The 25,126-nt window shown below is 67.8% G+C and carries 24 protein-coding genes and 1 pseudogene; 13 read left to right on the forward strand and 12 right to left on the reverse strand.

The window, feature by feature from the left end; translation table 11 throughout:
* The first annotated feature begins 1 nt into the window (after nt 1).
* Nucleotides 2–736: a 3-oxoacyl-ACP reductase gene (locus tag ACRDTL_RS09500; RefSeq protein ID WP_431506457.1), complete on the forward strand. Its 735-nt coding sequence runs from the start codon at nt 2–4 to the stop codon at nt 734–736.
* On the opposite strand, the gene ACRDTL_RS09505 is transcribed toward ACRDTL_RS09500, so the two are convergent.
* The 8 genes from ACRDTL_RS09505 to ACRDTL_RS09540 form a co-directional block, all read right to left on the reverse strand.
* Nucleotides 708–1,166: a DedA family protein gene (locus tag ACRDTL_RS09505; RefSeq protein WP_431506458.1), complete on the reverse strand. Its 459-nt coding sequence runs from the start codon at nt 1,164–1,166 to the stop codon at nt 708–710. The two genes, ACRDTL_RS09500 and ACRDTL_RS09505, sit on opposite strands and share 29 nt — an antisense overlap.
* 27 nt (nt 1,167–1,193) lie before the next feature.
* Nucleotides 1,194–2,309 (reverse strand): PPE family protein, encoded by a 1,116-nt coding sequence (locus ACRDTL_RS09510; RefSeq protein ID WP_431506459.1) that lies wholly within the window; start codon nt 2,307–2,309, stop codon nt 1,194–1,196.
* A 258-nt stretch (nt 2,310–2,567) separates the two neighbouring features.
* Nucleotides 2,568–2,975 (reverse strand): hypothetical protein, encoded by a 408-nt coding sequence (locus tag ACRDTL_RS09515; RefSeq protein ID WP_431506460.1) that lies wholly within the window; start codon nt 2,973–2,975, stop codon nt 2,568–2,570.
* A gap of 39 nt (nt 2,976–3,014) precedes the next feature.
* Nucleotides 3,015–4,235, reverse strand: a complete 1,221-nt coding sequence (locus ACRDTL_RS09520) for a PPE family protein (protein WP_431506461.1) — start codon at nt 4,233–4,235, stop codon at nt 3,015–3,017.
* 23 nt (nt 4,236–4,258) lie between these two features.
* Nucleotides 4,259–5,446, reverse strand: a complete 1,188-nt coding sequence (locus ACRDTL_RS09525; protein WP_431506462.1) for a PPE family protein — start codon at nt 5,444–5,446, stop codon at nt 4,259–4,261.
* An 18-nt stretch (nt 5,447–5,464) separates the two neighbouring features.
* Complete coding sequence (locus ACRDTL_RS09530) at nt 5,465–5,764, reverse strand: PE family protein (RefSeq protein ID WP_431506463.1); 300 nt, start codon at nt 5,762–5,764, stop codon at nt 5,465–5,467.
* Nucleotides 5,765–6,182: 418 nt separating this feature from the next.
* Complete coding sequence (locus ACRDTL_RS09535; protein ID WP_431506464.1) at nt 6,183–7,316, reverse strand: HoxN/HupN/NixA family nickel/cobalt transporter; 1,134 nt, start codon at nt 7,314–7,316, stop codon at nt 6,183–6,185.
* Between the two features lie 73 nt (nt 7,317–7,389).
* Complete coding sequence (locus tag ACRDTL_RS09540) at nt 7,390–8,508, reverse strand: alkaline phosphatase family protein (protein WP_431506479.1); 1,119 nt, start codon at nt 8,506–8,508, stop codon at nt 7,390–7,392.
* 49 nt (nt 8,509–8,557) lie between these two features.
* On the opposite strand from ACRDTL_RS09540, the gene ACRDTL_RS09545 reads away from it, so the two are divergent.
* Nucleotides 8,558–9,046 (forward strand): Fur family transcriptional regulator, encoded by a 489-nt coding sequence (locus tag ACRDTL_RS09545; protein WP_431506465.1) that lies wholly within the window; start codon nt 8,558–8,560, stop codon nt 9,044–9,046.
* Here ACRDTL_RS09545 and mtr read toward each other — a convergent pair.
* Complete coding sequence (gene mtr, locus ACRDTL_RS09550; RefSeq protein ID WP_431506466.1) at nt 9,029–10,408, reverse strand: mycothione reductase; 1,380 nt, start codon at nt 10,406–10,408, stop codon at nt 9,029–9,031. The two genes, ACRDTL_RS09545 and mtr, sit on opposite strands and share 18 nt — an antisense overlap.
* A 168-nt stretch (nt 10,409–10,576) precedes the next feature.
* Here mtr and mqo point away from each other — a divergent pair, with 168 nt between their 5' ends.
* From mqo to ACRDTL_RS09585, 7 genes are all read left to right on the forward strand, one after another.
* The gene (gene mqo / locus ACRDTL_RS09555) at nt 10,577–12,049 is read left to right on the forward strand and encodes a malate dehydrogenase (quinone) (RefSeq protein ID WP_431506467.1); all 1,473 of its coding nucleotides are present in this window, start codon (nt 10,577–10,579) and stop codon (nt 12,047–12,049) included.
* Complete coding sequence (locus ACRDTL_RS09560) at nt 12,046–13,926, forward strand: VWA domain-containing protein (protein ID WP_431506468.1); 1,881 nt, start codon at nt 12,046–12,048, stop codon at nt 13,924–13,926. Before mqo ends, ACRDTL_RS09560 begins: the two co-directional genes overlap by 4 nt.
* A gap of 21 nt (nt 13,927–13,947) precedes the next feature.
* Complete coding sequence (gene cobO, locus ACRDTL_RS09565) at nt 13,948–14,562, forward strand: cob(I)yrinic acid a,c-diamide adenosyltransferase (protein WP_431506469.1); 615 nt, start codon at nt 13,948–13,950, stop codon at nt 14,560–14,562.
* 94 nt (nt 14,563–14,656) lie between these two features.
* The gene (locus ACRDTL_RS09570) at nt 14,657–16,036 is read left to right on the forward strand and encodes a cobyrinate a,c-diamide synthase (RefSeq protein WP_431506470.1); all 1,380 of its coding nucleotides are present in this window, start codon (nt 14,657–14,659) and stop codon (nt 16,034–16,036) included.
* Complete coding sequence (gene cobA, locus ACRDTL_RS09575; protein ID WP_431506471.1) at nt 16,033–17,229, forward strand: uroporphyrinogen-III C-methyltransferase; 1,197 nt, start codon at nt 16,033–16,035, stop codon at nt 17,227–17,229. Before ACRDTL_RS09570 ends, cobA begins: the two co-directional genes overlap by 4 nt.
* 33 nt (nt 17,230–17,262) lie before the next feature.
* Complete coding sequence (locus ACRDTL_RS09580; RefSeq protein WP_431506472.1) at nt 17,263–18,843, forward strand: MFS transporter; 1,581 nt, start codon at nt 17,263–17,265, stop codon at nt 18,841–18,843.
* 105 nt (nt 18,844–18,948) lie between these two features.
* A complete protein-coding gene (locus ACRDTL_RS09585) occupies nt 18,949–20,697 on the forward strand; it encodes a proline--tRNA ligase (protein ID WP_431506473.1) in 1,749 nt (582 codons plus the stop codon).
* Nucleotides 20,698–20,713: 16 nt separating this feature from the next.
* Here ACRDTL_RS09585 and ACRDTL_RS09590 read toward each other — a convergent pair whose 3' ends face one another.
* The 3 genes and pseudogenes from ACRDTL_RS09590 to ACRDTL_RS09600 all read right to left on the reverse strand — a co-directional run bounded on the left by ACRDTL_RS09590 (nt 20,714) and on the right by ACRDTL_RS09600 (nt 21,743).
* Nucleotides 20,714–21,127 (reverse strand): ferritin-like domain-containing protein, encoded by a 414-nt coding sequence (locus tag ACRDTL_RS09590; RefSeq protein WP_431506480.1) that lies wholly within the window; start codon nt 21,125–21,127, stop codon nt 20,714–20,716.
* Nucleotides 21,128–21,145: 18 nt separating this feature from the next.
* Nucleotides 21,146–21,231, reverse strand: a pseudogene (locus ACRDTL_RS09595) (DUF3000 domain-containing protein); the annotation flags it as partial.
* Nucleotides 21,228–21,743 carry a hypothetical protein gene (locus tag ACRDTL_RS09600; RefSeq protein ID WP_431506474.1) on the reverse strand — a complete coding sequence of 172 codons (516 nt, stop codon included), beginning with the start codon at nt 21,741–21,743 and terminating at the stop codon, nt 21,228–21,230. The gene ACRDTL_RS09600 and the pseudogene ACRDTL_RS09595, both read right to left, overlap by 4 nt.
* Before the next feature lie 196 nt (nt 21,744–21,939).
* Between ACRDTL_RS09600 and rimP the strand changes: the two genes are divergently transcribed.
* The 4 genes from rimP to ACRDTL_RS09620 all read left to right on the forward strand — a co-directional run.
* Nucleotides 21,940–22,485 (forward strand): ribosome maturation factor RimP, encoded by a 546-nt coding sequence (rimP, locus tag ACRDTL_RS09605; RefSeq protein ID WP_431506475.1) that lies wholly within the window; start codon nt 21,940–21,942, stop codon nt 22,483–22,485.
* Nucleotides 22,475–23,518 carry a transcription termination factor NusA gene (gene nusA, locus ACRDTL_RS09610; RefSeq protein WP_431506476.1) on the forward strand — a complete coding sequence of 348 codons (1,044 nt, stop codon included), beginning with the start codon at nt 22,475–22,477 and terminating at the stop codon, nt 23,516–23,518. The genes rimP and nusA overlap by 11 nt, the downstream gene beginning before the upstream one ends.
* A 185-nt stretch (nt 23,519–23,703) precedes the next feature.
* Nucleotides 23,704–23,952 carry a YlxR family protein gene (locus ACRDTL_RS09615; protein WP_431506477.1) on the forward strand — a complete coding sequence of 83 codons (249 nt, stop codon included), beginning with the start codon at nt 23,704–23,706 and terminating at the stop codon, nt 23,950–23,952.
* A 65-nt stretch (nt 23,953–24,017) separates the two neighbouring features.
* Nucleotides 24,018–25,126: translation initiation factor IF-2 N-terminal domain-containing protein (locus ACRDTL_RS09620; RefSeq protein ID WP_431506478.1), on the forward strand; the 1,109-nt coding region annotated here is incomplete at its 3' end.

A 25,126-nucleotide genomic window follows, 5' to 3' on the forward strand; every position in this document is an offset into this window, starting at 1 on the left:
CATCACCGGCGGCGCCGGCGGGATCGGCCTGGCTGCGGCCCGGCGGATGCGGGCCGAGGGCGCCATGATCGTGGTCGGCGATCTCGACCCGGCGGCGGGTGCCGCGGCCGCCGATGAACTGGATGGGTTGTTCGTGCCGGTGGATGTTTCCGAGCAAGCCGACGTGGATGCGCTGTTCGACACCGCGGCCGACACCTTCGGTTCGGTCCACATCGCGTTCAACAACGCCGGTATCTCCCCGCCCGAGGACGACCTGATCGAGCGCACCGAGTTGCCGGCCTGGCAGCGGGTGCAGGACATCAACCTGAAATCGGTGTACCTGTGCTGCCGTGCGGCGCTGCGGCACATGGTGGCTGCGCAGCGCGGATCGATCATCAACACCGCCTCGTTTGTGGCGGTGATGGGTTCGGCGACCTCGCAGATCTCCTACACCGCGTCCAAGGGCGGGGTGCTGGCCATGTCGCGGGAGCTCGGTGTGCAGTTCGCCCGGCAGGGCATCCGGGTCAATGCGCTCTGCCCCGGGCCGGTGAATACCCCGCTGCTGCAAGAGCTTTTCGCCAAGGACCCCGAGCGTGCCGCGCGCCGGTTGGTGCATGTGCCGATGGGCCGCTTCGCCGAGGCGCACGAAATCGCCGCCGCTGTCGCCTTTCTGGCCAGTGACGACGCATCGTTCATCACGGCGTCGACGTTTTTGGTCGACGGTGGCATCAGTGCGGCCTACGTGACCCCGCTGTAACCGACCCGGCTGGCACGGCGACGGTAAACGAAGACCGCCAGGCCCACGGCCAGCAGTGCGCCCGCAACACCGGAAATGGCGTAGGTGGGGCCGACAAACACTGCGGCGGCACGTAGCGGGCGAACCAGTGTTCGGCGCGGTCGAGGTCATGGCCGCGGAGCAACACGTACTTGCCCCAGCGATGCCAGACGGCCGGGCCGCCGTAGCGGCCAACCGCCCACGCAACGTAGCTGCCCACGACATTTCCCGCTACCCCGGCGATGGTTATCAGGATGAGGCACCGATGATCGTCGGCTCCGGCCTCGGCGGCCAACGCCCCGCCGAACAGCATGATCAGCTCGGACGGGACTGGGATACATGCCGATTCGGCTGCCATCAGCAGGAATACGGCACCGTAGCTGTAGCTGGCGATGAACTGCTGCACAAACATGAACTTCGCCAGGGGTCGAGGGGGTTTTCAGCCGGCGGATGGCGAACGCGGAATCACCGTCGGACGCATGTCGTACTGCGGCGTCATAGCGCCGGGGCCGCGACCGGCCGTACCGGTGATCGGCATGAGCGGCGGCATGCCGGCTGACCCGTTCACCGGGGCGGGACCGACGCTGCCCACTGGTAGGTGCGCGGCGGTGGGGCTCGTCGTCAAGCCCGCGATGGACCAACCCTGCGGCACCGACAGCGGCCCGACTGAGACGGCCCGGCCCAGACCCGCCGACACCGCAGGCGTGCCCGCGACCGCGCCCAGCGCGCCCGTCGATGCACCAAGGCCGCCCACCAAACCGGATCCGACCGCTTTGGCACCTGCGGTGACCGCCTTGGCCGGGGCGCCTGCCACCTTCGCGAACGCCAGGCCCCGGTTCAGGAAGTTCATCGGATACATCGCGAATCTCAGCGGCGCGGCCAGCGCACTCAGCCTCGACAGCGCCGACGTGGACGACGACGGTGAAGTGAGTTGCTGCAGGGCGGTGGGCACTGTGGAAATCAGCTGAGGCGCTGTCGACATCACCGGTTCTGCTGAGCTGGCGGCGGCTTGGCCGGCCAACCCGGCCGGGTTGGTGGTCGGCGACGGCGAGCTGAACGGCGTCACCGTCGCGGCCGCCGCCGACGAGCCGGCGTAGCCGTACATGGCCGCCGCGTCCTGGGCCCACATTTCGCCGTACTGCGCCTCGGTGGCCGCGATCGCCGGCGCATTCTGGCCCAGAACGTTGGTCGCGATCAGCGACATCAACTGAGCACGGTTGGCGGCGATCAGCGGCGGCGGAACCGTCATCGCGAACGCGGTTTCGTAGGCGCCGACGGCCGCTCTGGCCTGGCCGGCCGTCTGCTCGGCTTGCGCCGCGGTGGTGTGCAGCCATGCCACGTAGGGTGCGGCCGCGGCCGCCATCGCCGCCGAAGACGGACCCAGCCAGGAACCAGCGGTCAGCCCGGAGACCACCGACGAGTAGGAGACCGCCGCCGAGCCAAGCTCACCGGCCAGCTCGTCCCAGGCCGACGCGGCGGCTAGCATCGATCCGGGCCCGGGCCCGGAATACATTCGCGCAGAATTGATTTCCGGTGGCAACAATCCAAAATCCATCGCTACACACCTCCTTCAGCGGTCGCGGTGCGGTTAGTGTGAGTAGCTGGTTGACAGGTGGCAAAAGACATGGATTTCTCCCGAAAAGAACGGACTCTCTGACGAATCCAGGCGCCACGGATCTGAGGCGTGCCTGGATGAGCGCCGATTCAGACGCGGTTCGTGTGGTAGCCGCGTTGCGAGCCGGCGCACGGCAATTGGCGCGGGTTAGCGCTCAGCGACTGTCATGACATGACACGACAGCCCGGCGCTAGCCGATCAGCAACGGGCGATGCAGAACTGCGTAAGGAGATGTTGACCGAAACGATCGGTCGCGGGCGCGCGGGCCGAATTCCCACCCGGCCAACTCCACACGACCGATTCGGAATCCGCCGACAACGACGACAACGATGCCGGCATCACGTGCAGCTCGGTCGGCGGCCGGTCGCGGTGTAGTCCCGCGGACTTGACCGGAGCGTGCCCTGACGGGGAAGAGGCGTGGTGGTCAAGATGGGCGTTATCGCTGTGGACAGCGCTCAACGACGTCGGCGACGACGCGGTATCAGATGCGGCGTGGTCGAAGCGCAGCAGCCAGCACCCGAGGACCGCGGCCAGCACGCACACCACCGCGGCAACCGCGACGACTGACCGCGGCCCAGACGGTGTCCGTGTGTCACTGAACCCCACAGTGTCCCAACGGTAACAGCGCGCGCGGAACGCCGCCGACTAACCAGCGGCAGGTGGGTGCGCCATCACGATGGGACGGAACCCGTACACGGGATAGTCGTCGATCTCGTGGTTAGCCATACTCCCCGCCATCGGCATCCCGGGCATGCCGCACGAAGCATCGGGGGCCACCAGTGGGGTGGCGCCCAGGGCGTTGCTCAGGCCGCTGGCGCCCGGCAACTCGGTAGCAATCTTGCTGAATGCCGGCGCGCCCGACGCCCAGTTCTGCGGCACCGACAACACACCCAGCGGTGCCGCCTGCCCCATCCCCGCCGACACCGCCGCGCCCAGGCCCGGCAGGCTCGCAGGTCCCAGCGCGCCCGAACCGAGCCCGGCGGCCAGACCCGACAGATCCGACGTCAACCCACCATTGGTTGCCGCCAGGGCGGGGAACAGGTAGCTGAAACACGTGACCGAATCGATCATCGACGTCGGGTTCAAACCCCCACTGGTGGTGAGTGCGTTGCTGAAGTTGGCGACTGTGGCGTTATTGAGAAAGCTCCCCAGCAGCGAGCCGTTGGACCCGTCCAGGTCATTGAGCAGCCCGGCCAGCCCGGTGGTGGAGGTGTTCGACCCGGGTGTCGTGATCCCTCCCAGCAACGACGACAGCCCCGAGGCCGTCGACGCGTCGGTGCCCGCCGAGCTTCCGGTTGCCTGGGTGACCATGGCGGCTTGGTTGGCCGGCCCGTCGGCACGGGTGGTGGGTGCTGGCGTGGTAAACGGCGTCAGCTGCGAGGCGGTCGCCGAGTGACCGGCATAGCCGTACATCGCCGCGGCGTCCTGGGCCCACATCTGCCCGTATTGGGCCTCGGTGGCTGCGATGGCCGGGGTGTTCTGGCCCAAAACATTGGTGGTCACCAGTGAGGCCAACTGAGCGCGGTTGGCCGCGACCAGCGGCGGGGGTACCGTCGCAGCGAACGCGGACTCGTAGGCGGCCACTGCCGCTTGCGCCTGGATGGCCGTCTGTTCAGCCTGCGCGGCAATGGTATTCATCCAGGCCGCGTAGGGTGCGGCCGCAGCCGCCATTGATGCCGACGCCGGACCCAGCCAGCTCCCGCTGGCCAACCCCGAAATCACCGAACCGTACGAGCCCGCCGCGGAACTCATTTCAGCGGCCAGCGTGTTCCAGGCAGCACCAGCAGCGAGCATCGGCACCGCCCCAGGCCCCAAATACATCCGGGCCGAATTAACTTCCGGCGGTAACGCCGCAAAATCCATCATGACACCTTCTCCTCGTTAATGTGTTATCCGGCGGCGGGCGGGTGCGCCATCACCTTCACGCGGAACCCGTATTTCGGTATGGGGCGGCGCAGATGCCCGTTCATACCCAGCGGCGACGCGTAACCTCCTGGCCCACCGACTGAGCTTGCCGGAGGGCCGCTGAGCGGGGTGGTGCCCAGCGCAGAGGCCAGCGGGCTAGCGGGAGCGATCGCGGTCCAACTGGGCGGCACCGACAACACACCCATCCGGCCCGCCTGGCCCAACCCCGCCGACACCGCCGGCCCAACGCCGCCCAGACCCGGCAACCCCGCTCCCCCCGGCCCCACACTGCCTGCCGTCAGAGCCCACAGGCCGCCCAGACCCGGCGCGTCCTTGGCGGCGTTCAGATCGTTCAGAAAGCTGAAACCCGCGATGGATTGCAGGAGGAATTGCGGGTTCTCCGGCCCACCTGCAAGGGCTCCGTTGACGACCGCAGTGCTGAAAAAGTTGCCGTTCAGGAAAGTTCCCAGAGCCGAGTTATCCGACCCATTCAGCAGCGACGCCAGGCTGGATACCCCCGATGAAGAACCCGTGGATGTGGTGGCTCCTCCCAGCAACGACGTCAGCCCCGACGCTGTCGTCGCGTTGGTGGTGGCCGTGGCGCCGGTGGCTTGGGCGACCGCGGCGGCTTGGTTGACCCCACCCGAAGTGGTGGTGGACTGCGGCGCGGCAAACGGTGTCAGTTGCGAAGCCGCGGCCGAGGAGCCGGCATAGCCGTACATCGCCGCGGCATCCTGGGCCCACATTTCCCAGTACTGGGCCTCGGTGGCCGCGATCGCCGGGGTGTTTTGACCCAGAACGTTGGTCGCGATCAGCGCCGTCAGCTGAGCGCGGTTGGCCGCGACAACTGGCGGTGGCACCGTCATCGCGTACGCAGCCTCATAGGCGCTTGCGGCCGCGGCGGCCTGGGCGCCGGCCTGCTCGGCCTGGCCGGCGGTGGTGTTCATCCATGCCGCGTAGGGTGTGGATGCGGCCGTCATCGACTGCGAGGCCGGGCCCAGCCAGCTGCCACTGGTCAGCCCCGAGACCACCGATGCGTAAGCGCCTGCCGCCGAATGTATTTCAGCGGCCAGGTTCGTCCACGCAGCGGCGGCGGCCAGCATCGGTGCCGATCCGCGGCCGGAGTACATTCTCGTCGAGTTAATTTCCGGCGGTAACAAAGCGAAATCCATCACAATGAACTCCCGCGCTCACAGGGCCGCGACCGCATTGGCTGCCTCGGTGGCCGCATACGACCCGGCACTGGCCCGCATGACGGTTACAAACATCTCGTGCATCGCAGCAGCCTGAGCGCTCACCGCTTGATACAACTGCGCGTGCCTGGCGAACTGCGCCGCTGTCAGCACGGACACTTCATCGGCAGCGGCGGGCACGATCGCGGCTGTCGGGACTGCGGCGGCCGCGTTCTGGGCGACCAGCGCCGAGCCGATGCCCTGCAGTTGACTGGCCGCCGCGGCCAACGCCTCTGGCTGAGTAGTGACAAAAGACATTTCAGTTCTCCTCAATGAAATAGATCGACCAAGGGGTCTCGATCGTTGTGATAGTGTCGCGATGTGTTGGCAGCGGATCGGCCCGCGATGCGCGGGCAGGCATCAGAGTTGGCTTGGCACAGGCGGTTTTAGGCAGCAGAAACTGTGCCGCAGCCGTATCGGAGCCAAAGCTAGCCGAACCCGGATGCAGATGTCATTCCGAGTCATTAGGGCATGACGACATCGCCGGGTGTTGCGACCGCGGCAACCACCACGGTGTATCCGGTTGAGCCGGAAGCCACTTGGGATCAACCGCGGGTGTCTCACCTAGCGGGCTGCTGCACCGCACCCGTCGCACCAAGACCGACGTTCGTCAATCCGAATCCGGCCGGCGGCGAACGTGGCCTGGCACCAATCCAGGCCGATTTCGAGACGCGTTTTAGCCGACGCGTTCGGCTTGCATGCTCCACTTCTCCTCGATGCGTCCAAAACGCCAGACCGCCAGTGCGACGGCCCATGTCAGCACGAACAGCCCGACGATGACGAAGCCGATGGCGTTCAGGTTGATCCCGCCGACCCAATCCCAAAATGCGCCGCTCCAACCGAATTCATCGGCGAGCAGGCCGAGCAACTCGACGCTGCCGATCAGCAGGGCAACTGCCACCGACAGGCCGGTAATCGTGATGTTGTAGTAGACCTTGCGCACCGGATTGGAAAACGCCCAGCCGTAAGCGAAGTTCATAAACGAGCCGTCGATCGTGTCCAGCAGGCACATCCCGGCAGTGAACAGCACCGGCAGACACAAGATCGCATACCAGGGCAGGCCGGCCGCGGCAGTGGTGCCGGCCAGAACGAGCAGCGCGACCTCGGTGGCGGTATCAAAGCCCAGTCCGAACAGCAGGCCGACGGGATACATATGCCACGACGCGGTAATCGATTTGGTGAACCGCCCCAGCACCCGATTGAGCAGTCCGCGGTTGCTCAAATGTTCTTCCAACTCGTCCTCGTCGTAGACGCCGCGGCGCATCCGGGCGAACACGCGCAAGATCCCGACCAGGATCAGCACGTTGATGATCGCGATCAGGTAGAGGAACACGCCGGAGACGCTGGTGCCGATCAGGCTGGTGTAGTGGTGCAGGGCCGACGATCCCTCTTTGACCGGCCCGATGATGGCTTTGAGCCCGATCGCCAGCAGCAGCGCCAACCCGAAGACCACGGAGGAATGCCCCAGCGAGAAGAAGAAGCCCACCGCCAGCGGGCGCTGCCCGTCGTTCATCAGCTTGCGGGTGGTGTTGTCGATGGCGGCGATGTGGTCGGCATCAAACGCGTGCCGCAAGCCCAGCGTGTAGGCGGTGAGTCCGATGCCGATGCCGAATGCCTTGTCCCCGACACTGAAATGCGCTGGTTCGACGATCAGCACCAGTGTGCACCAACCCACCACGTGCAGCGCGACGATGATGGCGAACATGGCGGTCAGACGCAGCCACTCGTCCGGCGTCAAGGCCGCCCGCAGCCTGGACCACGACGATAGCTGCCGGCCGAGAACATCACCGGCCACATCGCGTCCCTTCATATGGGAAGAAAGCTAAGCCGTGAAAACTCTAAAACACACTCCGGCGTGATGCAAATACTTTGCAGGTAAATGGTCAACCACGGAAGGTGATCAGCGGGATCGCCAGCTCGGCGACCGTGGCCGCACCGTGCATGCCGACCAGCTGGGCCACTTCCGGCGGCTCATAACCGGTGGCCAGTACCGCGGTGTCACCGGTGCAGGTCACCACGACGTCGCCGATCCGGTCCAGATGGCTATGGTGCACCGGCCCGAACAACTTCTCCGCAACCGCATCCTCGCGGCTGCGCACCTCGGCCCGCCCGGCCAGCACCTCGCTCCAGGCGGCGATCACATCGGCCGCCGCGCCGGCGACGGTATGCAGGTAGCGGACCCGTGGGTCGCCGGCGACCACGCGAACGCCCGCGGCCAGCCGTGGGTCGGTGCCGATGTCGACTCGCGCCGTCGCGGGGGCGTTCAGGCCGCCGTGGTCGGCGGTGACCAGCAGCGCCGCATCCGACGGCAATGCCGCAACCAGCCGGGTCAATAGTTCATCGACATGGGAAGCCGCGGTGTGCCACTTCGGCGAACCGATGCCGAACAGATGCGCGGCGGTGTCGAGTTCGGCGGTATAGCCGTAGACCAGGCCGGGCATCGCGGCCAGCTCGTCGGCCAGCCGCTGTCCATAGCAGCGACCGGTGCTGGTGGAGTGAAAGTGTGCGCCGCGGTAGGCCGCCTCGGTGAGCCCGCTGCCGATGAACGCGGCCGGCAGCAGGGCCCGCGCGCTGACTCCGGCCCGAGCCAGCCGCTCGAACCAGGTTGGCACGGGCTGCCACTGGGCCGGGGGCGGATCGTCGCGCCAAAAGATGTGGTTCAGTACCCGGTCGCACCCGGGCAGCTTGACGGTGAAGCCCAGAATGCCGTGCTGGCCGGGCGACACGCCGGTGCTCAGGGACACCAGGCTGGTCGGCGTCGTCGACGGGAAGGTGCAGGTGAGTTCGTCCAGCCGGCCGACCTCGCCGGCCAGCACCGAGGCGAGCAGCGGCGCGTCGGCGGCCAACTCCGGTAGCAGGTGCCGGCCCATCCCGTCGACCAGCACGACCGCGACCCGGCGCACGTCGCCAATTTGCTCGGTCAGCCCCAGGGTGTCCGTTGCATCCGGAACACCGAGCAGGGCAGCAGCAGCGGGCAGCACGTCGCAAATCGAACCGGGCACGACCGCCAGTCTGGCAGCCATGTCGCGCATCCTGCGCGATACTGGAACGGTGACCAGGCCATCGGCGTTGGATCCGGCCGTCACCGAGCGGATCGGTGAGCTGCTGCGCGCGCATGGGCTGCGACGAATGGCGTCACGAATCGCGGTGTTGGCGGTGCTCGAGCCTGTGCACGGTCATCTGTCGGTGGCCGAGATCGATCACCGGCTGCGCGACGGCCTGCCCGCCGAGGAGCCGCCGCCGGACTTGGCGACGATCTATCGCACGGTGACCACCCTGGTCGACCAGGGCGTGCTGCATGCGCTGACGCTGGAGAGCGGCGTTACCACCTATGGGTTGGCCGCCGACCCGCACCATCACGCGGTGTGCACGCGATGCGGGTCGATCATCGAGGTGCCCGCCGGGCGGTTGAGCTCCGCGCTGGAGCATGCGATGGCGGGTAGTTCGTTCAGGCTGTCCGAGCGGGCCGGGCTGACCCTGCACGGCCTGTGTCCGCAATGCCAGGGTGGCGGGCAGGCTCCGTCAGCGCAGCCCGAGTAGCGCGTTCTCGACGACTTCCGGCAGTGCCGGGTGAATCCAGTACTGCCCGCTGGCCATCTGCTGCGCGGTCAGCCCGAAACTCATCGCTCCGATCAGCGGCTGGATGATCGACGAGGCTTGGTGACCCATGATGTGCGCGCCGAGCAGCTGCCCGGTGCCGCACTCCGCGACCAGCTTGACGACGCCCGTGGTGTCCTCCATCGCCCAGCCGTAGGCAACGTCGCCGTAGTCTTGAACCTTCGCGGAAACATCGAAGCCCTTTGTGACGGCCTGATTTTCGGTGAGCCCGACGCTGGCGATCTGCGGATCGGTGAACACCGCGGCCGGTACGTAGCGGTGGTCGGTGGCGACCATCGCCTCGGTGTCATCCCAATCGCACAGCAGATTGTGCTGCACGACGCGTGCCTCGTGGTTGGCGACGTGTTTGAGCTCATACGGTGACGAGACATCGCCGAGCGCGAAAACGCCGCGTGCGGAAGTCCGTTGGTATTCGTCGACGACGACGCGGCTGCCGGCGACGTCGATGCCGGCCTGTTCGGCGTCCAGCAGATCGCCGTTGGGCATCCGGCCGGTGGCCACCAACACCATGTCGGTGCTCAGCGTTGAACCGTCGTCGAGTTCCAGCACCACGCCCGAGCGGTCGTGGTGGGCGCCGACAACATTGCGGTGCGTCCGCAGTTCCCACTTGGTGGAGACGATGCGGGTGAACCGCTCGCACAATGTGTCATCCAAGTGGCGCAGCAGTGTGCCGCCCCGGATCACCAGGGTGACCCGCACACCGAGTGCGGAGAAGATATGTGCGAATTCGGCTGCCACGTAGCCGCCTCCGACGATGACCAGATGCTGGGGCAACTCGGCGATCCGCATGATGGTGTCGCTGGTGTGGTACTCGACCCCGCAGTCGCGGATGGCCGGTGGGATCACCGGCCGCGATCCCGCCGCGATCACCACCTGCTCGGCGGTGAACTCGTCGCCATTGTCGGTGTGCAGCAGATAACGTCCGTCGGGCTGGACCGGTCCAAATCGGGTGTGCCGGTCATACACGTCGATATTGGCCGCGCAGCGCCGGTAATCTTCGCCGCTGACCGCGATCGGGTCGATCCGCCCGAAGATGCGCGAGACGATGTCGTCCCAGCGCACTCGGTCGACATGCGCGTCGACGCCATAGCGGGCGGCACCGGCGACCGTCTGCGCGACCTCGGCCGCGTAGACAAACATCTTGGTGGGGATGCACCCGACGTTGAGGCAGGTGCCGCCGAAGGCGCCCTGTTCACAGATCGCGACCCGCTTGCCGGCGTACCGCTCGTCGAGAATGCTGTTGCCCGAACCGGTTCCAATGATGGCAAGGTCATAGGTTTCCACGTGTCTCACCTTTCCCGGCCGTTGCCGCGGCGGCCCGGCCCCGACGGGACGTCGCGCGGCCGGCGCGTCACATTCGTCAGCTTAAAGCGTGTTGGGTAACGCCCACCGCGGCCGGGATAACCTGGGGACCGGCACAGCCGAACGCAACCCCGATCACGAAGGACTCCGGTGTCAGACCCAACCACAGCCGCGAAGGCCGACGTCGTGCTGGTGGGGGCCGGAATCATGAGCGCCACGCTGGGGGCGTTGCTGCGGCGGCTGGAGCCGGACTGGTCGATCACGCTGGTTGAGCGGCTCGACGGCGCCGCCGCCGAAAGCAGCGGGTCGTGGAACAACGCCGGCACCGGCCACTCGGCGCTCTGCGAAATGAACTACACGCCCCAGCAGCCGGACGGCTCGATCGACATCAGCAAGGCGGTGCGGGTCAACGAGCAGTTCCAGGTCACCCGGCAGTTCTGGGCCTACGCCGTGGAGAGCGGCATCCTCACCGATGTGCGCAGTTTCCTGCACCCGATCCCGCACGTCAGCTTCGTGCAGGGCGCCGAGCGGGTGGACTACCTTCGGCGCCGTCGACAGGCGCTGGCCGCCAACCCGCTTTTCGCCGGCACCGAATTGATCGAGGATGCCGACGAGTTCGGCCGCCGGCTGCCGTTGATGGCCGCCGGGCGCGACTTCTCCGAGCCGGTGGCCCTCAACTGGGCCCCCGACGGCACCGACGTCGACTTCGGGGTGCTGTGCAGGCAGCTGATCGGTTACGGCGTGCGCAGCGGAACCACCGTGCTGTTCGGCCATGAAGTGCGCGAGCTGTCCTACGACGGCAGCTGGACGCTGACCATTCGCAACCGCCGCACCGGGGAAAGCCGCAGGCTCAAGGCGAAATTTGTCTTCGTCGGGGCCGGCGGCCATGCGCTGCGGCTGTTGCAGAAGGCTGCTATCACGGAGGTCAGGGGATTCGGCGGTTTCCCGATCGGCGGACGGTTTCTGCGCAGCAGCAATCCGGCGGCGGTCGCCGCACACCGCGCCAAGGTGTACGGCTTTCCCTCGCGCGGCGCGCCGGCCATGTCGGCGCCGCATCTGGACGCCCGGATCCTCAACGGCAAGTCCTGGCTGATGTTCGGGCCGTTTGTCGGTTGGTCGCCGAAATTCCTCAAGCAGGGCCGCCTCACCGACCTCCCGCGGTCGATCCGACCGGACAACCTGCTGTCGACGCTCGCCGCGGGTGTCAAGCAGCGCAAACTGATCAACCATTTGATCGGCCAACTGCAGCTGTCGCCAGCGGCACGGGTGGATGCGCTGCGCCAATTCATGCCCAGCGCAGTCGATTCCGACTGGGAGTCACTGGTGGCCGGTCAGCGGGTTCAGATGATCCGATGGGGCGCACTCGATTTCGACACCACGGTACTCAGCGCTGGCGATGGCAGCATCGCCGGGCTACTCGGCGCCTCCCCGGGTGCGTCGACCGGCGTGTCGGCGATGCTCGACGTGCTGGAGCGCTGCTTTGCCGACCGGTATCAGTCATGGCTGCCGACCCTCAAAGAGATGGTGCCATCGCTGGGCGCGACGCTGTCCCGGGAACCGGCGCTGTTCGAGGAGGTGTGGTCATGGGGCACCAAGGTATTGGAGCTGGTGGCGCCGTCGTGAAGCCCTATCCGTTCAGCGCGATCGTCGGACACGACCAGCTGCGGCTGGCGCTGATCTTGTGTGCGGTGCGCCCCGAGATCGGCGGCGTATTGATCCGCGGGGAGAAGGGCACCGCGAAGTCCACGGCGGTACGCGGCCTGGCGACATTGTTGGCGGTCGCTGCCGACGGCGCCGACGCTCGGTTGGTCGAACTGCCGATCGGCGCCACCGAGGACCGGGTCATCGGCTCACTGGATTTGCAACGGGTACTACGCGACGGCGAACACGCGTTTTCCCCGGGGCTGCTGGCCCGCGCCCACAATGGGGTTCTCTACGTCGACGAGGTCAACCTGCTGCACGACCATCTGGTCGACCTGCTGCTCGATGCCGCCGCGATGGGGTGGGTGCACATCGAACGCGACGGCATTTCGCATTCCCACGAGGCCCGGTTCGTGCTGATAGGCACGATGAACCCGGAAGAGGGCGAACTGCGTCCGCAGCTGTTGGACCGCTTCGGGCTGACCGTCGATGTGCACGCGTCGCGGGACGTCGATGTGCGGGTGCAGGTCATCCGGCAGCGGATGGCCTACGAGGCCGACCCGGACAGCTTCGCCGACCGCTACGCCGCCGCCGATGTCGAGCTGGCCCGGCGAATCGCCGCCGCCCGCACGCTGGTCGATGGGGTGGTGTTGCCCGAGAGCGAATTACGCCGTATCGCGGCGCTGTGCGCGGCATTCGATGTCGACGGGATGCGCGCCGACCTGGTGGTGGCCCGCACCGCGGCCGCGCACGCCGCCTGGCGCGGTGCCGACAGCGTCGACGAGTCCGACATCCGGGTGGCGGCCGAGCTGGCGTTACCGCATCGGCGCCGGCGTGACCCGTTTGACGACCCCGGCATCGACCACGACCAGCTCGACGATGCGATGGCGCAAGCCGGTCGGGACGAAGGTCCACCCGATGATCCGGATCACGACCCGCCGGGCGGCGGTCAGAGCGCTGATGAGACTCCACCGCAAGTGAATTCGCCACCGAGACCTCCCAACTCGATGCGTGACGACCCGCCGCGCCCGGCTTCGCCGCGCTCGCGATCGTCACGGCCCAGCGCGCCACCGTCGGCAACATTCAAGACCCGTGCGTTCACGGTGCCCGGTGTGGGTGCCGGGGCGCCGGGACGCCGATCGCGGGCCCGCAACGTGTCGGGCGCCGTGGTTGCCGCCACTGCCGACACCGGCGCCGGTCACGGCCTGCACTTGTTCGCCACCGTGCTGGCCGCCGCCGAACACACCGAGCAGGCCGGCCGGCTTCGACTGCGGGCTCCTGATGTGCGCCGCGCCGTACGGGAGGGCCGGGAGGGCAACCTGGTGATCTTCGTCGTCGACGCGTCCGGTTCGATGGCCGCGCGGGACCGGATGGCGGCGGTCAGCGGTGCGACGCTGTCGCTTTTACGCGATGCCTACCAGCGGCGCGACAAGGTTGCGGTGATCACTTTTCGCGGGGAAGGCGCGCGGTTGCTGCTGCCGCCGACGACGTCGGCGCACATCGCCGGGCGCCGACTGGCGCGATTCGAGACCGGTGGCAAGACTCCACTCGCCGAAGGTCTGCTGGCCGCCCGTGAGCTGGTGCTCCGGGAGAAGGTCCGCGACCGCGCACGGCGCCCACTGGTGGTGGTGCTCACCGACGGGCGCGCCACTGCGGGGCCGGACCCGTTGGGCCGCAGCCGGTCCGCGGCGACGCTGCTGGTTGCCGAAGGCACGGCCTCGATCGTCGTGGATTGTGAGACGTCGTTCGTGCGACTGGGGCTGGCCACCCGGCTGGCCGATCAGCTGGGTGCGCCGACGGTAAGTCTCGAGCAGTTACGGGCCGACTATCTGACCCGGGCCGTGCGCGGCGCGGCCTGAGACCGCAGGAGGAAACCGCTGATGCCCCAGGGCCGTCCGCTTCAAGTTCCCGACGACGGCTTGACCACCCGGGCCCGGCGCAACACCCCGGTGCTGGCGGTGCACACCGGAGGAGGCAAGGGTAAGTCGACAGCCGCGTTCGGAATGGCGTTGCGGGCGTGGAACTCCGGCATGAATATCGCGGTGTTCCAGTTCGTCAAGAGCGCCAAGTGGAAGGTCGGCGAAGAGGCGGTGTTTCGCCAGCTCGGCCGGCTGCACGACGAGCATGGGGCCGGTGGCCCGGTGGAATGGCACAAAATGGGCGCCGGTTGGTCCTGGTCGCGTAAGGCCGGCAGCGACGAGGACCACGCCGCGGCGGCCGCCGACGGGTGGGCGGAGATCGCGCGCCGGCTGGCGCAGCAGCGGCACGACTTCTACCTGCTCGACGAGTTCACCTATCCGTTGAAGTGGGGCTGGGTCGACGTCGACGACGTGGTAACGACCCTGCTGGCCCGACCCGGCAGCCAGCATGTCGTGATCACCGGCCGCGACGCCCCGCCGCAGCTGGTCGACGCCGCCGATCTGGTCACCGAGATGACCAAGGTCAAACACCCGATGGATACCGGACGCAAAGGCCAGAAAGGCATCGAGTGGTGAACGTCCCGGTGTCCACTGGCGAGCGTGCGTGTCTGTACGCCGACACGCCGCTGAGGCCGTCATTCTGTGCACGCTCGCGGCAAAGGGGGAGACCGTGAACGTCCCCGCGGTCGTCGTCGCCGCACCCGCCTCTGGCAGTGGAAAGACCACCGTCGCAACGGGCTTGATGGGCGCGCTGCGCCGGGCCGGCCACGTCGTCGCACCGTTCAAAGTGGGCCCTGACTTCATCGACCCGGGCTATCACGCGATCGCGGCCGGACGTGTCGGACGCAACCTGGACCCGGTTTTGGTGGGGGAGCGGCTCATCGGCCCGCTCTACCGGCACGGCGCAGCCGGCGCGGACATCGCGGTAATCGAAGGTGTGATGGGCCTGTTCGATGGCCGCATCGGCCCCGGAGCGGCCGGACCGGCGGTCGGGTCCACCGCGCAGGTGGCCACGTTGCTGGGTGCCCCGGTCGTCCTGGTGGTCGACGCCCGCGGGCAAAGTCATAGCGTCGCCGCACTGTTGCATGGGTTTTCGACGTTCGACACCGCGACCCGCATCGCCGGTGTCGTCCTCAACCGGGTGGGCTCGGTCAGACACGAGCAAGTACTGCGACAGGCGTGCGAGCAGGCCGGCATCCCGGTACTGGGCGCCATCCCGCGCAGCGGTGAAATCGAGTTGCCAACAAGATATTTGGGCCTGGTCACTGCCGCCGAATACGGTCGGCAGGCAGGATGCGCGGTCGAAGCGATGACGGTTCTGATCGCTCGCCACCTCGATGTCGCCGCCGTGTTCGCCGCGGCCGGGAGCACGGCAGCGGATCCGTCGTGGGATCCGGCGGTGGCAGTGGGTGTGGGGGTGCGCGACCGGGTCACCATCGCACTGGCCGCAGGGAAGGCGTTCAGTTTCGGCTACGCCGAACACGCCGAGCTGCTACGTGCGGCCGGGGCAGAGGTGGTCGAGTTCGACCCGCTCGTCGACCCGCTGCCCGGCGGCGCCGACGCGGTGCTGCTGCCCGGTGGGTTCCCCGAACAGTTCACCGCGGAGCTGTCCGCCAACGACCTTGCTCGCCACCAGATCAGCGCGCTGGCCGCTGCCGGAGCACCGGTGCATGCCGAATGTGCGGGGCTCCTATTCCTGCTTTCCGAGCTTGACGGCTATCCGATGTGCGGCGTGCTGGCGGGGTCGGCGCGGTTCACCGAACATCTGACGTTGGGGTACCGCGATGCCGTAGCGGTAACCGATTCGCCGATGTATAAGACCGGTCAGCGTGTGGCGGGTCACGAATTTCACCGCACCGCAGTCACATTCACTGATGGGTACCAACCGGCATGGATGTACCAAACCGGCGACTCGCACACCGTGCGCGACGGCGCTGTACACGGCGGAGTGCACGCCGCCTACCTGCATACCCATCCGGCGGCCAACCCGGACGCGGTGGCACGCTTCGTCGCGCACGCCGCCCATGTGCGCTCTAAACTCATCCGGTGACCGAGAACGCCTATCTTGCCGGTCTGCGACTGACCGGACGGAAGGTTGTTGTGGTCGGCGGCGGCACCGTGGCTCAACGCCGCCTTCCGCTGCTCATCGCCGGCGGAGCCGACGTGCACGTCATTACCCGCACGGCGACCCGCGCCGTCGAGGCGATGCCCCGAATCACGTTGTCGCTGCGCGAGTACCGCGACGGCGACCTCGAGGGAGCGTGGTATGCGATTGCAGCCACCAACGACCCCGAGGTGAACGCCGCGGTGGTCACCGAAGCCGACCGACGACGAATCTTCTGTGTGCGTGCCGACGCCGCCGTCGAGGGCAGCGCGGTCACCCCCGCATCGTTCGATTACGCCGGCCTGGCGGTTGGAGTGCTGGCCGGCGGTGAACACCGCCGCTCGGCGGCGATCCGCTCGGCCATCCGTGAGGCGTTGCAGCGCGGTCTCGTCGCCGCCGAGAGCGACGACATCGTGCGCGGCGGCGTCGCGCTGGTAGGCGGTGGACCCGGCGATCCGGAACTGATCACCGTGCGGGGCCGGCGGTTACTCGCCCAGGCGGACGTCGTGGTCGCCGACCGGCTGGCACCACCGGAACTACTCGCAGAATTGCCCCCACACGTCGAGGTGATCGACGCCGCCAAGATCCCGTACGGACGGGCCATGGCACAGGACGCCATCAACGCCATCATGATCGACCGGGCCAGAGCCGGGCAGTTTGTCGTGCGCCTGAAGGGGGGCGACCCGTTCGTGTTCGCCCGCGGTTACGAGGAAGTGCTGGCGTGTACCGACGCGGGGATTCCGGTGACCGTGGTGCCGGGTGTGACGAGCGCTACAGCGGTGCCCGCGCTGGCGGGCGTTCCGGTCACCCATCGGGCGGTCAACCATGAATTTGTGGTGGTCAGCGGGCATCTTGCGCCCGGGCACCCCGAATCGTTAGTCAACTGGGACGCATTGGCGGCGATGTCGGGCACCATTGTTTTACTGATGGGGGTCGAACGCATCGAGCAGTTCAGCGAAGTCTTGCGGAAGGGAGGCCGACCAGCGGATACGCCGGTGCTGGTGGTTCAGCACGGTACGACGGCCGCCGAGCACACGTTGCGGGCTACGCTTGCCGACGCGCCGGAGAAGATCCGGACCGAAGGCATCCGACCTCCGGCGATCATCGTGATCGGCGCCGTGGCCGGTTTCGGCGTTTAAAGGATTCTTAAGATTACTGTAGGGTAGCTCCTTATGACGGCTCTCGACGATGCAGAGCAGGCAGTCCACGAGTGGACCACCGACCGTCTGGAGCAACCAGTTCCGACGCCCGTCAAAGAGGCTTCCGTGGACAGTACGAGCAAATACCTTCCGACGCAGCTGCTGTCACGCCGATTCACTGCCGCGGTCATCGCGATCAGCGGCATGCAGCTGATGGCGACGATGGACGGCACGATCGCCATCGTCGCGCTTCCGAAGATCCAGAACGACCTTGGTCTGTCCGATGCCGGCCGCAGCTGGGTGATCACCGCCTATGTGCTGACGTTCGGCGGGTTGATGCTGCTCGGCGGGCGTCTCGGCGACACGATCGGGCGCAAGCGCACCTTCATCGCCGGTGTCGCACTGTTCACGATCGCGTCCGCGCTGTGCGGCATCGCCTGGGACGAGGCCACCTTGACCGTTGCCCGGCTGTTGCAGGGAGTGGGCGCCGCGATCGCCTCGCCGACCGGTTTGGCGCTGGTGGCCACCACGTTTCCGAAGGGACCCGCGCGCAACGTCGCAACGGCGGTGTTGGGCGCAATGATGGGCATCGGCTCGGTGATGGGCCTGGTGGTCGGCGGGGCGCTGACCGAGGTGTCGTGGCGGCTGGCGTTTGTGGTGAACGTGCCGATCGGACTGGTGATGATCTACCTTGCCCGAACCGCATTGCGGGAAACCGTGAAAGAGCGGATGAAGCTCGACGCCGCCGGCGCGGTGCTGGCCACGTTGACCTGTACCGCTGCGGTGTTCGCCTTCTCGGTGGGGCCGGAGGCGGGCTGGATTTCGGTGACCACTATCGGGTCGAGTGCGGTGGCCCTGGGGGCTTTCGTCGCGTTCGCCATCATTGAGCGCAGCGCCGAGAACCCCGTCGTGCCGTTCGACCTGTTCTTCGATCGCAACCGGCTGGCTACCTTCGCGGCCATCTTCTTGGCCGGCGGCGTGCTGTTCACCGTGACCGTGTTGATCGGTCTGTACGTGCAGGACATCATGGGCTACAGCGCGTTGCGCGCGGGCATCAGTTTCATCCCGTTCGCCATTGCGGTGGGCATCGGCCTGGCCGCGTCGTCGCAACTGGTCTCGTTGTTCTCGCCGCGCGTGATCGTGATCAGCGGCGGGGTTCTGGTGCTGGGCGCCATGCTGTACGGCTCCACGCTCAACGCCGGCATCCCGTACTTCCCGAACCTGGTGATCCCGATCGTCGTCGGCGGCGTCGGTATCGGCATGATCGGTGTCCCGCTGACGCTCTCGGCAATTGCCGGCGTTGGGTTTGACCGGATCGGCCCCACCTCGGCGATCGCGCTGATGCTGCAGAACCTGGGCGGCCCGGTGGTGCTGGCCGTTATCCAGGCCGTAATCACGTCGCGCACGCTGTACCTGGGCGGCACCAACGGACCGGTGAAATTCATGAACGCCGCCCAACTGCACGCGCTGGATCACGGCTATACCTACGGCCTGCTGTGGGTGGCCGGGGTAGCCGTCCTGACCGGCGGGGCAGCGCTGCTCATCGGCTATAGCGCGAAGCAGGTAGCGCACGCGCAGGAAGTCAAGGACGCCCTCGAGCACGGCGACCTGTAGACCGCGCGCCCGGCTCCGGCGCGCTGGCGATCACCGCAGCCTGATGGCGGCGACCTGCTGCGCCCGGCTTCGCCGCGCTAGCAGTCGCCGCATAGGCTGCCCGCTGTGGTCACCCGGATGTCCGAGCTGTTCCTGCGCACGCTGCGGGACGACCCCGCCGACGCGGAGGTCCCCAGCCACAAGCTGCTGATCCGTGCCGGCTACATCCGACCGATCGCGCCCGGCCTGTACAGCTGGCTGCCGCTCGGACTTCGGGTGCTGCGCAAGATCGAACGGGTCGTGCGCGAGGAGATGAACGCCATTGGCGGGCAGGAGATCCTGTTCCCCGCGCTGCTGCCCCGCGGGCCGTACGAAACCACCAACCGCTGGACCGAATACGGCGACAGCATCTTTCGCCTCAAGGACCGCCGTCGCAACGACTACCTGCTCGCCCCCACTCTCGAAGAGTTGTTCACGCTCACGGTCAAGGGGGAGTACAGCTCCTACAAGGACTTCCCGCTGGTGCTCTACCAGATCGCGAACAAATACCGTGACGAGGCCCGCCCGCGGGCCGGCATCCTGCGCGTCCGCGAATTCGTGATGAAGGACTCCTACTCGTTCGACATCGACGACGCCGGGCTCAAGGCCGCCTACCACGCGCACCGGCAGGCCTACCAGCGCATGTTCGACCGGCTGCGGGTGCACTACGTCATCGTGTCCGCACTGTCCGGCGCGATGGGCGGGTCTGCCTCCGAGGAGTTTCTGGCCGAGAGTCCGGTCGGCGAGGACACCTTCGTGCGGTGCCTGGACTCCGGTTACGCCGCCAACGTCGAAGCCGTGGTGACCGTCCGCCCCGAGGCGCTACCGATCGACGGGTTGCCAGAACCGGTCGTCCATGACACCGGCGACACCCCGACCATCGCGACGCTGGTCGACTGGGCCAACAGCGCCGGGCTGGGCCGCACCGTGACCGCGGCCGACACGCTGAAGAATGTCCTGCTCAAGGTCCGCCGGCCCGGCGGCGACTGGGAGCTACTGGGCATCGGGCTGCCCGGTGACCGCGAGGTCGACGAGAAGCGGCTGGGCGCTGCGCTCGAACCGGCCGAATATGTACTGCTCGACGATGACGATTTCGCGAAGTACCCATTTTTGGTGAAGGGTTATATCGGACCGAACGCCTTGCGGGACAATGATGTTCGCTATCTGATCGACCCGCGGGTGGTGGACGGCACCAGCTGGATCACCGGAGCCGATGCGCCCGGCCGCCATGTTGTCGGGCTGGTCGCCGGCCGGGACTTCACCGCCGACGGCACCATCGAGGCCGCCGAGGTTCGCGACGGCGACCCGTCACCCGACGGTGCCGGGCCGCTGGTGTCGGCCCGCGGCATCGAGATCGGCCACATCTTCCAGCTGGGCCGCAAATACACCGACGCCTTCACCGCCGATGTGCTCGGCGAGGACGGCAAGCCGGTTCGGCTGACGATGGGCTCCTACGGCATCGGGGTGTCGCGGTTGGTGGCCGTCATCGCCGAGCAGCATCACGACGAGCTCGGCTTGCGCTGGCCGTTTACGGTTTCGCCGTTCGACGTGCACCTGGTGATCGCCAACAAAGATCCGCAAGCCCGCGCCGGGGCCATCACACTGGCCGGCGACTTGGACCGATTGGGGATCGAGGTGCTGCTCGACGACCGCCCGGCATCACCCGGGGTTAAGTTCAAGGACGCCGAGCTGCTCGGGGTGCCCTGGGTCGTGGTGGTGGGACGTGGCTGGGCGGAGGGTGTCGTCGAGCTGCGCAACCGGTTCACCGGCGACACCCGCGAGCTGGCCGTCGGCGCCGCCCTGGCCACCGACATCACGACGGCGGTGTCCGGCTGAGCCGCGCACGGTGGCGCTATTGGCCTACGCCCGGGAAGGCGGTCGTGATCGGCCAGGCGCCGACCACCCGGTTCCAGCGCGCCGCCAGGACCGCGCTCTGAGTCAGTGCGGTCACGCCGAAACCGCGGTCTTGCGGTGTCTGGGCTTGCTCGATGACCGCGCGCCAGGCCACCGCGGTGTCGTTTTCCATCCGCACCGCGAGTCGGGCCGCGTCGATCTGGTTGGTTATCGACATGGGCAGCTGGTAGCCGGCGGCGGCGACCGGGGCGGTGACCGAGCGGGCCGCCAGCATTCCGATGACCTGATCCCGTCTTTCGCGGTGCTGGCTGAGCGCGGACGACACCAGATTGTTGACGCCGGGTGCGCAGTGTGCAGAGACGATGCCGTAGCCGTAGATGACCGCGTGCTCGGTGGAGAGCGCGGCGCACAGCGCGGTGTCGTAGGGCGTGTCGCGCCCGGACGAGGGCTCGGCAGAGGTCACAAGCGCCGCTCCTCCTCATCGCTTCGCTCTGCATCGTCGCCGGCGCGTGTCACGGTGCGGACTCCGTGAACACCAGTCCGACCGTGTAGGCCGCCGTGCAGGAGGCGGTGATAGAGCCGAGCAACCCGGCCCGGTATCCCGACGACGTTGCTGCCAGTTGGCTCGCGCTCGCGGCGGACGCACGCAACGAGTTGACGACATCGGACAACGTCGGCGGCGGCCCGGGCGGGGCAGTCGTGGTCGTTGTGGTCGTCGTCTCGGTAGAGGTGGTTGTGGTTATCCCGGCGACCCGGTCGATCTCGGCAGCCAGCGCCTGCGCATGCAGGTTACGTTCGGCCGCGACCTCTTTCAGCGCGGGGCCGACCGGTGGCGACTCGACGGCGGCCGCCGCGGTGGCCTGCTCGCCGTCGCGGCGGGCCAGCTGCAATTGCGCTTCCAGCTCATCGACCGCGGGCGGTTGTTGTGGCGGGGAACCGCACGCAGACGCGGTCAGCCCCAGTACGGCGAGGGCGGCGCCACCGGCCAGCACACCTCGCCTGCTGAGGGCCGGCACTGTCGGTGACACAGCAACATCCTGCCATTGGCGTGAACGCGAGCCCCGATATCCAGCCGTGGCAGTCGGGGCTGATGGGGGATTCCAGGCGTATCGTTGGTGGCTGGTTCCCCGGGGAACGCGCACTGCAGCGCGCCGGAGGGCCGCCGGACCCGCCCCCGGGCGGCATCCAGCCGACGATCGGACAACTCAAGATGAGGAGCTCGCCGTGGCCACCGGGCTACCTTCGCAGACGCAGGTGATCGAGCTGCTCGATGGCGAGTTCGCGCGCGCAGGCTACGAGATCGAAGATGTAGTCATCGACACCCGGGTCCGTCCGCCGCGGATCACCGTGATCGCCGATGGCGACACCGCGCTCGACCTGGATACCATCGCCGCCCTGTCGCATTCAGCGTCGACGTTGCTGGATGGTGTGATAGGCATCCAGGGCCGCTACCTGCTGGAGGTCAGCTCGCCCGGTGTAGAGCGGCCGCTGACCAGCGAGAAGCACTTCCGCCGCGCGCGCGGACGCAAGGTCGATCTCGCGTTGACCGATGGTTCGCAGCTGACCGCCCGGGTCGGTGAGACGTCCGGCGACGCGGTGGCGCTGGTGGTCCCCGAGGATCGGGGCCGGGACTGGACACTGCGTACGGTCCGGCTCGACGAGATTGTGAAAGCTGTTGTCCAAGTTGAGTTTTCGCAGCCAGCTAAACGAGAGGTGGAGCTGGCGACCCTCGGTCAGGAGGCGGGAACGGAGGCCGGGCGTGAACATTGACATGGCCGCGTTGCACGCGATCGAAGCAGACAAGGGCATTTCGGTGGATGTCGTGGTCGAGACCATCAAGTCGGCGCTGCTCACCGCCTACCGGCACACCCAGGGGCACCAGCAAGACGCGAACATCGACATCGACCGCAAAACCGGCATGGTGCGGGTGATCGCCCGCGAGGTCGACGAGGACGGCCGTGTCCTGCGCGAATGGGACGACACGCCCGCGGGTTTCGGCCGCATCGCGGCCACCACCGCCCGCCAGGTGATCCTGCAGCGGCTGCGCGATGCCGAGAACGAGCGGAACTACGGCGAGTTCTCCACCCACGAGGGCGAGATCGTCGGAGGAGTGATCCAACGCGACAGCCGCGCCAATGCCCGCGGCCTCGTTGTAGTCCGAATCGGAAGTGAGACCAAGGGATCCGAAGGGGTGATCCCGGCGGCCGAGCAGGTTCCCGGCGAGAACTATGAGCACGGTGACCGACTGCGCTGCTACGTGGTAGGGGTGACCCGTGGTACCCGCGAACCGCTGATCACCCTGTCGCGCACCCATCCCAACCTGGTGCGCAAGCTGTTCTCACTGGAAGTCCCCGAGATCGCCGACGGGTCGGTGGAGATCGTCGCCGTCGCCCGCGAAGCCGGGCACCGCTCGAAGATCGCGGTGAGGTCGAATGTTCCCGGGCTGAATGCGAAGGGCGCCTGCATCGGCCCGATGGGCCAGCGGGTGCGCAATGTGATGAGCGAGCTGTCCGGGGAAAAGATCGACATCATCGACTACGACGAGGACCCCGCCCGCTTCGTGGCCAATGCGCTTTCACCGGCCAAGGTGGTTTCGGTGGCCGTGATCGACCAGAACGCCCGGGCGGCGCGGGTGGTTGTGCCCGATTTTCAGTTATCGCTGGCCATCGGCAAAGAAGGCCAGAACGCGCGGTTGGCTGCCCGCCTCACCGGCTGGCGGATCGACATCCGCGGGGATACGCCCGCACATCCGGCAAACCAGTCCGACCGCGGCGCCAGCCACGGCCTGGCACACGATCGCTAGCGCGGGGCAAGTAGGACGCAGCCACGCACCTCCCGGGCGGTTCGCGTGGGTTCAGTGAAGTAAACTGAGCCGTGATCCAGCGCGAGACTTCGGTATCGGCGCACCAACGCATCGATGGACCGGTGCGGACGTGCGTAGGTTGCCGAAAGCGAGAGCTGGCCGTCGAACTGCTTCGAGTGGTGGCTGTGTCGACCGGGAACGGTAAATACGCCGTGATCGTTGATCCAGCCGGTAGCCTGCCGGGGCGGGGTGCGTGGCTGCATCCCACACCGCAGTGCATCCATGAAGCGATTCGGCGGCGAGCTTTCATTCGAGCGTTGCGCATCGCCGGTCCACCGGACACATCCGCGGTGGTCGAGTACATTGAGTCGCTCGGCGCACCCGGCAACAGAACAGGTAGCAAAGAACATGAGCACACCGTGAAGTCCCGATGACAATGCGTCATAGCTAAACCGAGGCGCGGCCGACCACCGCCGTCGCCTCATAGACAGGAGATGTAGTGGCAGGTAAGGCCCGCGTACACGAGTTGGCCAAGGAACTCGGTGTTACCAGTAAGGAAGTTCTCGCCCGGCTGAGCGAACAGGGCGAATTCGTCAAATCGGCGTCCTCGACGGTGGAGGCACCCGTCGCGCGTCGGCTCCGTGAATCGTTCGGCGGCGGCAAACCCGCCGCAGCGAAGGCCGCAGGCAACGGCGCGCCCGCGAAGGCCGCTCCGAAAGCCGAGACAGCCCCGGCGCCGGAGAAGAGCAAGCCGGCCGCCGAGCCTCCCGCCGCACCGGCGTCACCTGCGGCGCAGGCACCGGCCGCGGCGCCGCCGACGCTACCCGGCCCGACTCCCGGACCGCGCCCGGGCCCGGCCCCCAGGCCGGCAGCCCGCACCCCACGTGTCGGCAATAACCCGTTCTCGTCGGCCCAGCCCGTCGACCGGTCCATTCCCCGTCTTCCGGCACCCCGGCCCGGAGCAGCCCGACCCGGCGCGGCGCGCCCGGGCATGTCGCCGGGCAACATGCCGCCGCGTCCAGGTGGACCCGGTGGACCCGGTGGACCCGGTGGCCAGGCTCGTTCGCCGCGTCCCGGCGGGCCGGGGTCCGGCCCGGGCGGCCGGCCAGGTGCTCCCGGTGGCGGCCGTCCCGGTGGCGGCGGTGGCTACCGGGGCGGTGGCGGTGGTGGTGGCGTCGGCGCCCCGCCCGGCGCCCCGCCCGGCGCCGGTTACCGTGGTCGTCCCGGCGGTGGCGGTCGTCCCGGCCAGCGCGGTGGTGCGGCCGGCGCGTTCGGCCGTCCCGGCGGCGCTCCGCGGCGCGGACGTAAGTCGAAGCGGCAGAAGCGCCAGGAATACGACTCGATGCAGGCCCCGGTCGTCGGCGGTGTGCGGTTGCCGCACGGCAACGGCGAGACGATCCGGCTGGCCCGCGGTGCGTCGCTGAGCGATTTCGCCGAGAAGATCGACGCAAACCCGGCCGCACTGGTGCAGGCACTGTTCAACCTTGGGGAGATGGTGACCGCCACCCAGTCCGTGGGCGACGAGACCCTGGAGCTGCTGGGCGGCGAGATGAACTACGTCGTCCAGGTTGTCAGCCCCGAGGACGAGGACCGCGAGCTGCTGAAGTC

Origin of the sequence: Mycobacterium sp. (genome assembly GCF_050700595.1) — a bacterium.
Classification (GTDB): domain Bacteria; phylum Actinomycetota; class Actinomycetes; order Mycobacteriales; family Mycobacteriaceae; genus Mycobacterium.

Bases quoted from the DNA above. Each gene is read 5' to 3' on its own strand.
- ACRDTL_RS09505 (WP_431506458.1), bottom strand. From the start codon at position 1,166: ATGTTTGTGCAGCAGTTCATCGCCAGCTACAGCTACGGTGCCGTATTC.
- ACRDTL_RS09510 (WP_431506459.1), bottom strand. From the start codon at position 2,309: ATGGATTTTGGATTGTTGCCACCGGAAATCAATTCTGCGCGAATGTAT.
- ACRDTL_RS09520 (WP_431506461.1), bottom strand. From the start codon at position 4,235: ATGATGGATTTTGCGGCGTTACCGCCGGAAGTTAATTCGGCCCGGATG.
- ACRDTL_RS09525 (WP_431506462.1), bottom strand. From the start codon at position 5,446: ATGGATTTCGCTTTGTTACCGCCGGAAATTAACTCGACGAGAATGTAC.
- ACRDTL_RS09530 (WP_431506463.1), bottom strand. From the start codon at position 5,764: ATGTCTTTTGTCACTACTCAGCCAGAGGCGTTGGCCGCGGCGGCCAGT.
- ACRDTL_RS09535 (WP_431506464.1), bottom strand. From the start codon at position 7,316: ATGAAGGGACGCGATGTGGCCGGTGATGTTCTCGGCCGGCAGCTATCG.
- cobO (WP_431506469.1), top strand. From the start codon at position 13,948: ATGCCCCAGGGCCGTCCGCTTCAAGTTCCCGACGACGGCTTGACCACC.
- ACRDTL_RS09580 (WP_431506472.1), top strand. From the start codon at position 17,263: ATGACGGCTCTCGACGATGCAGAGCAGGCAGTCCACGAGTGGACCACC.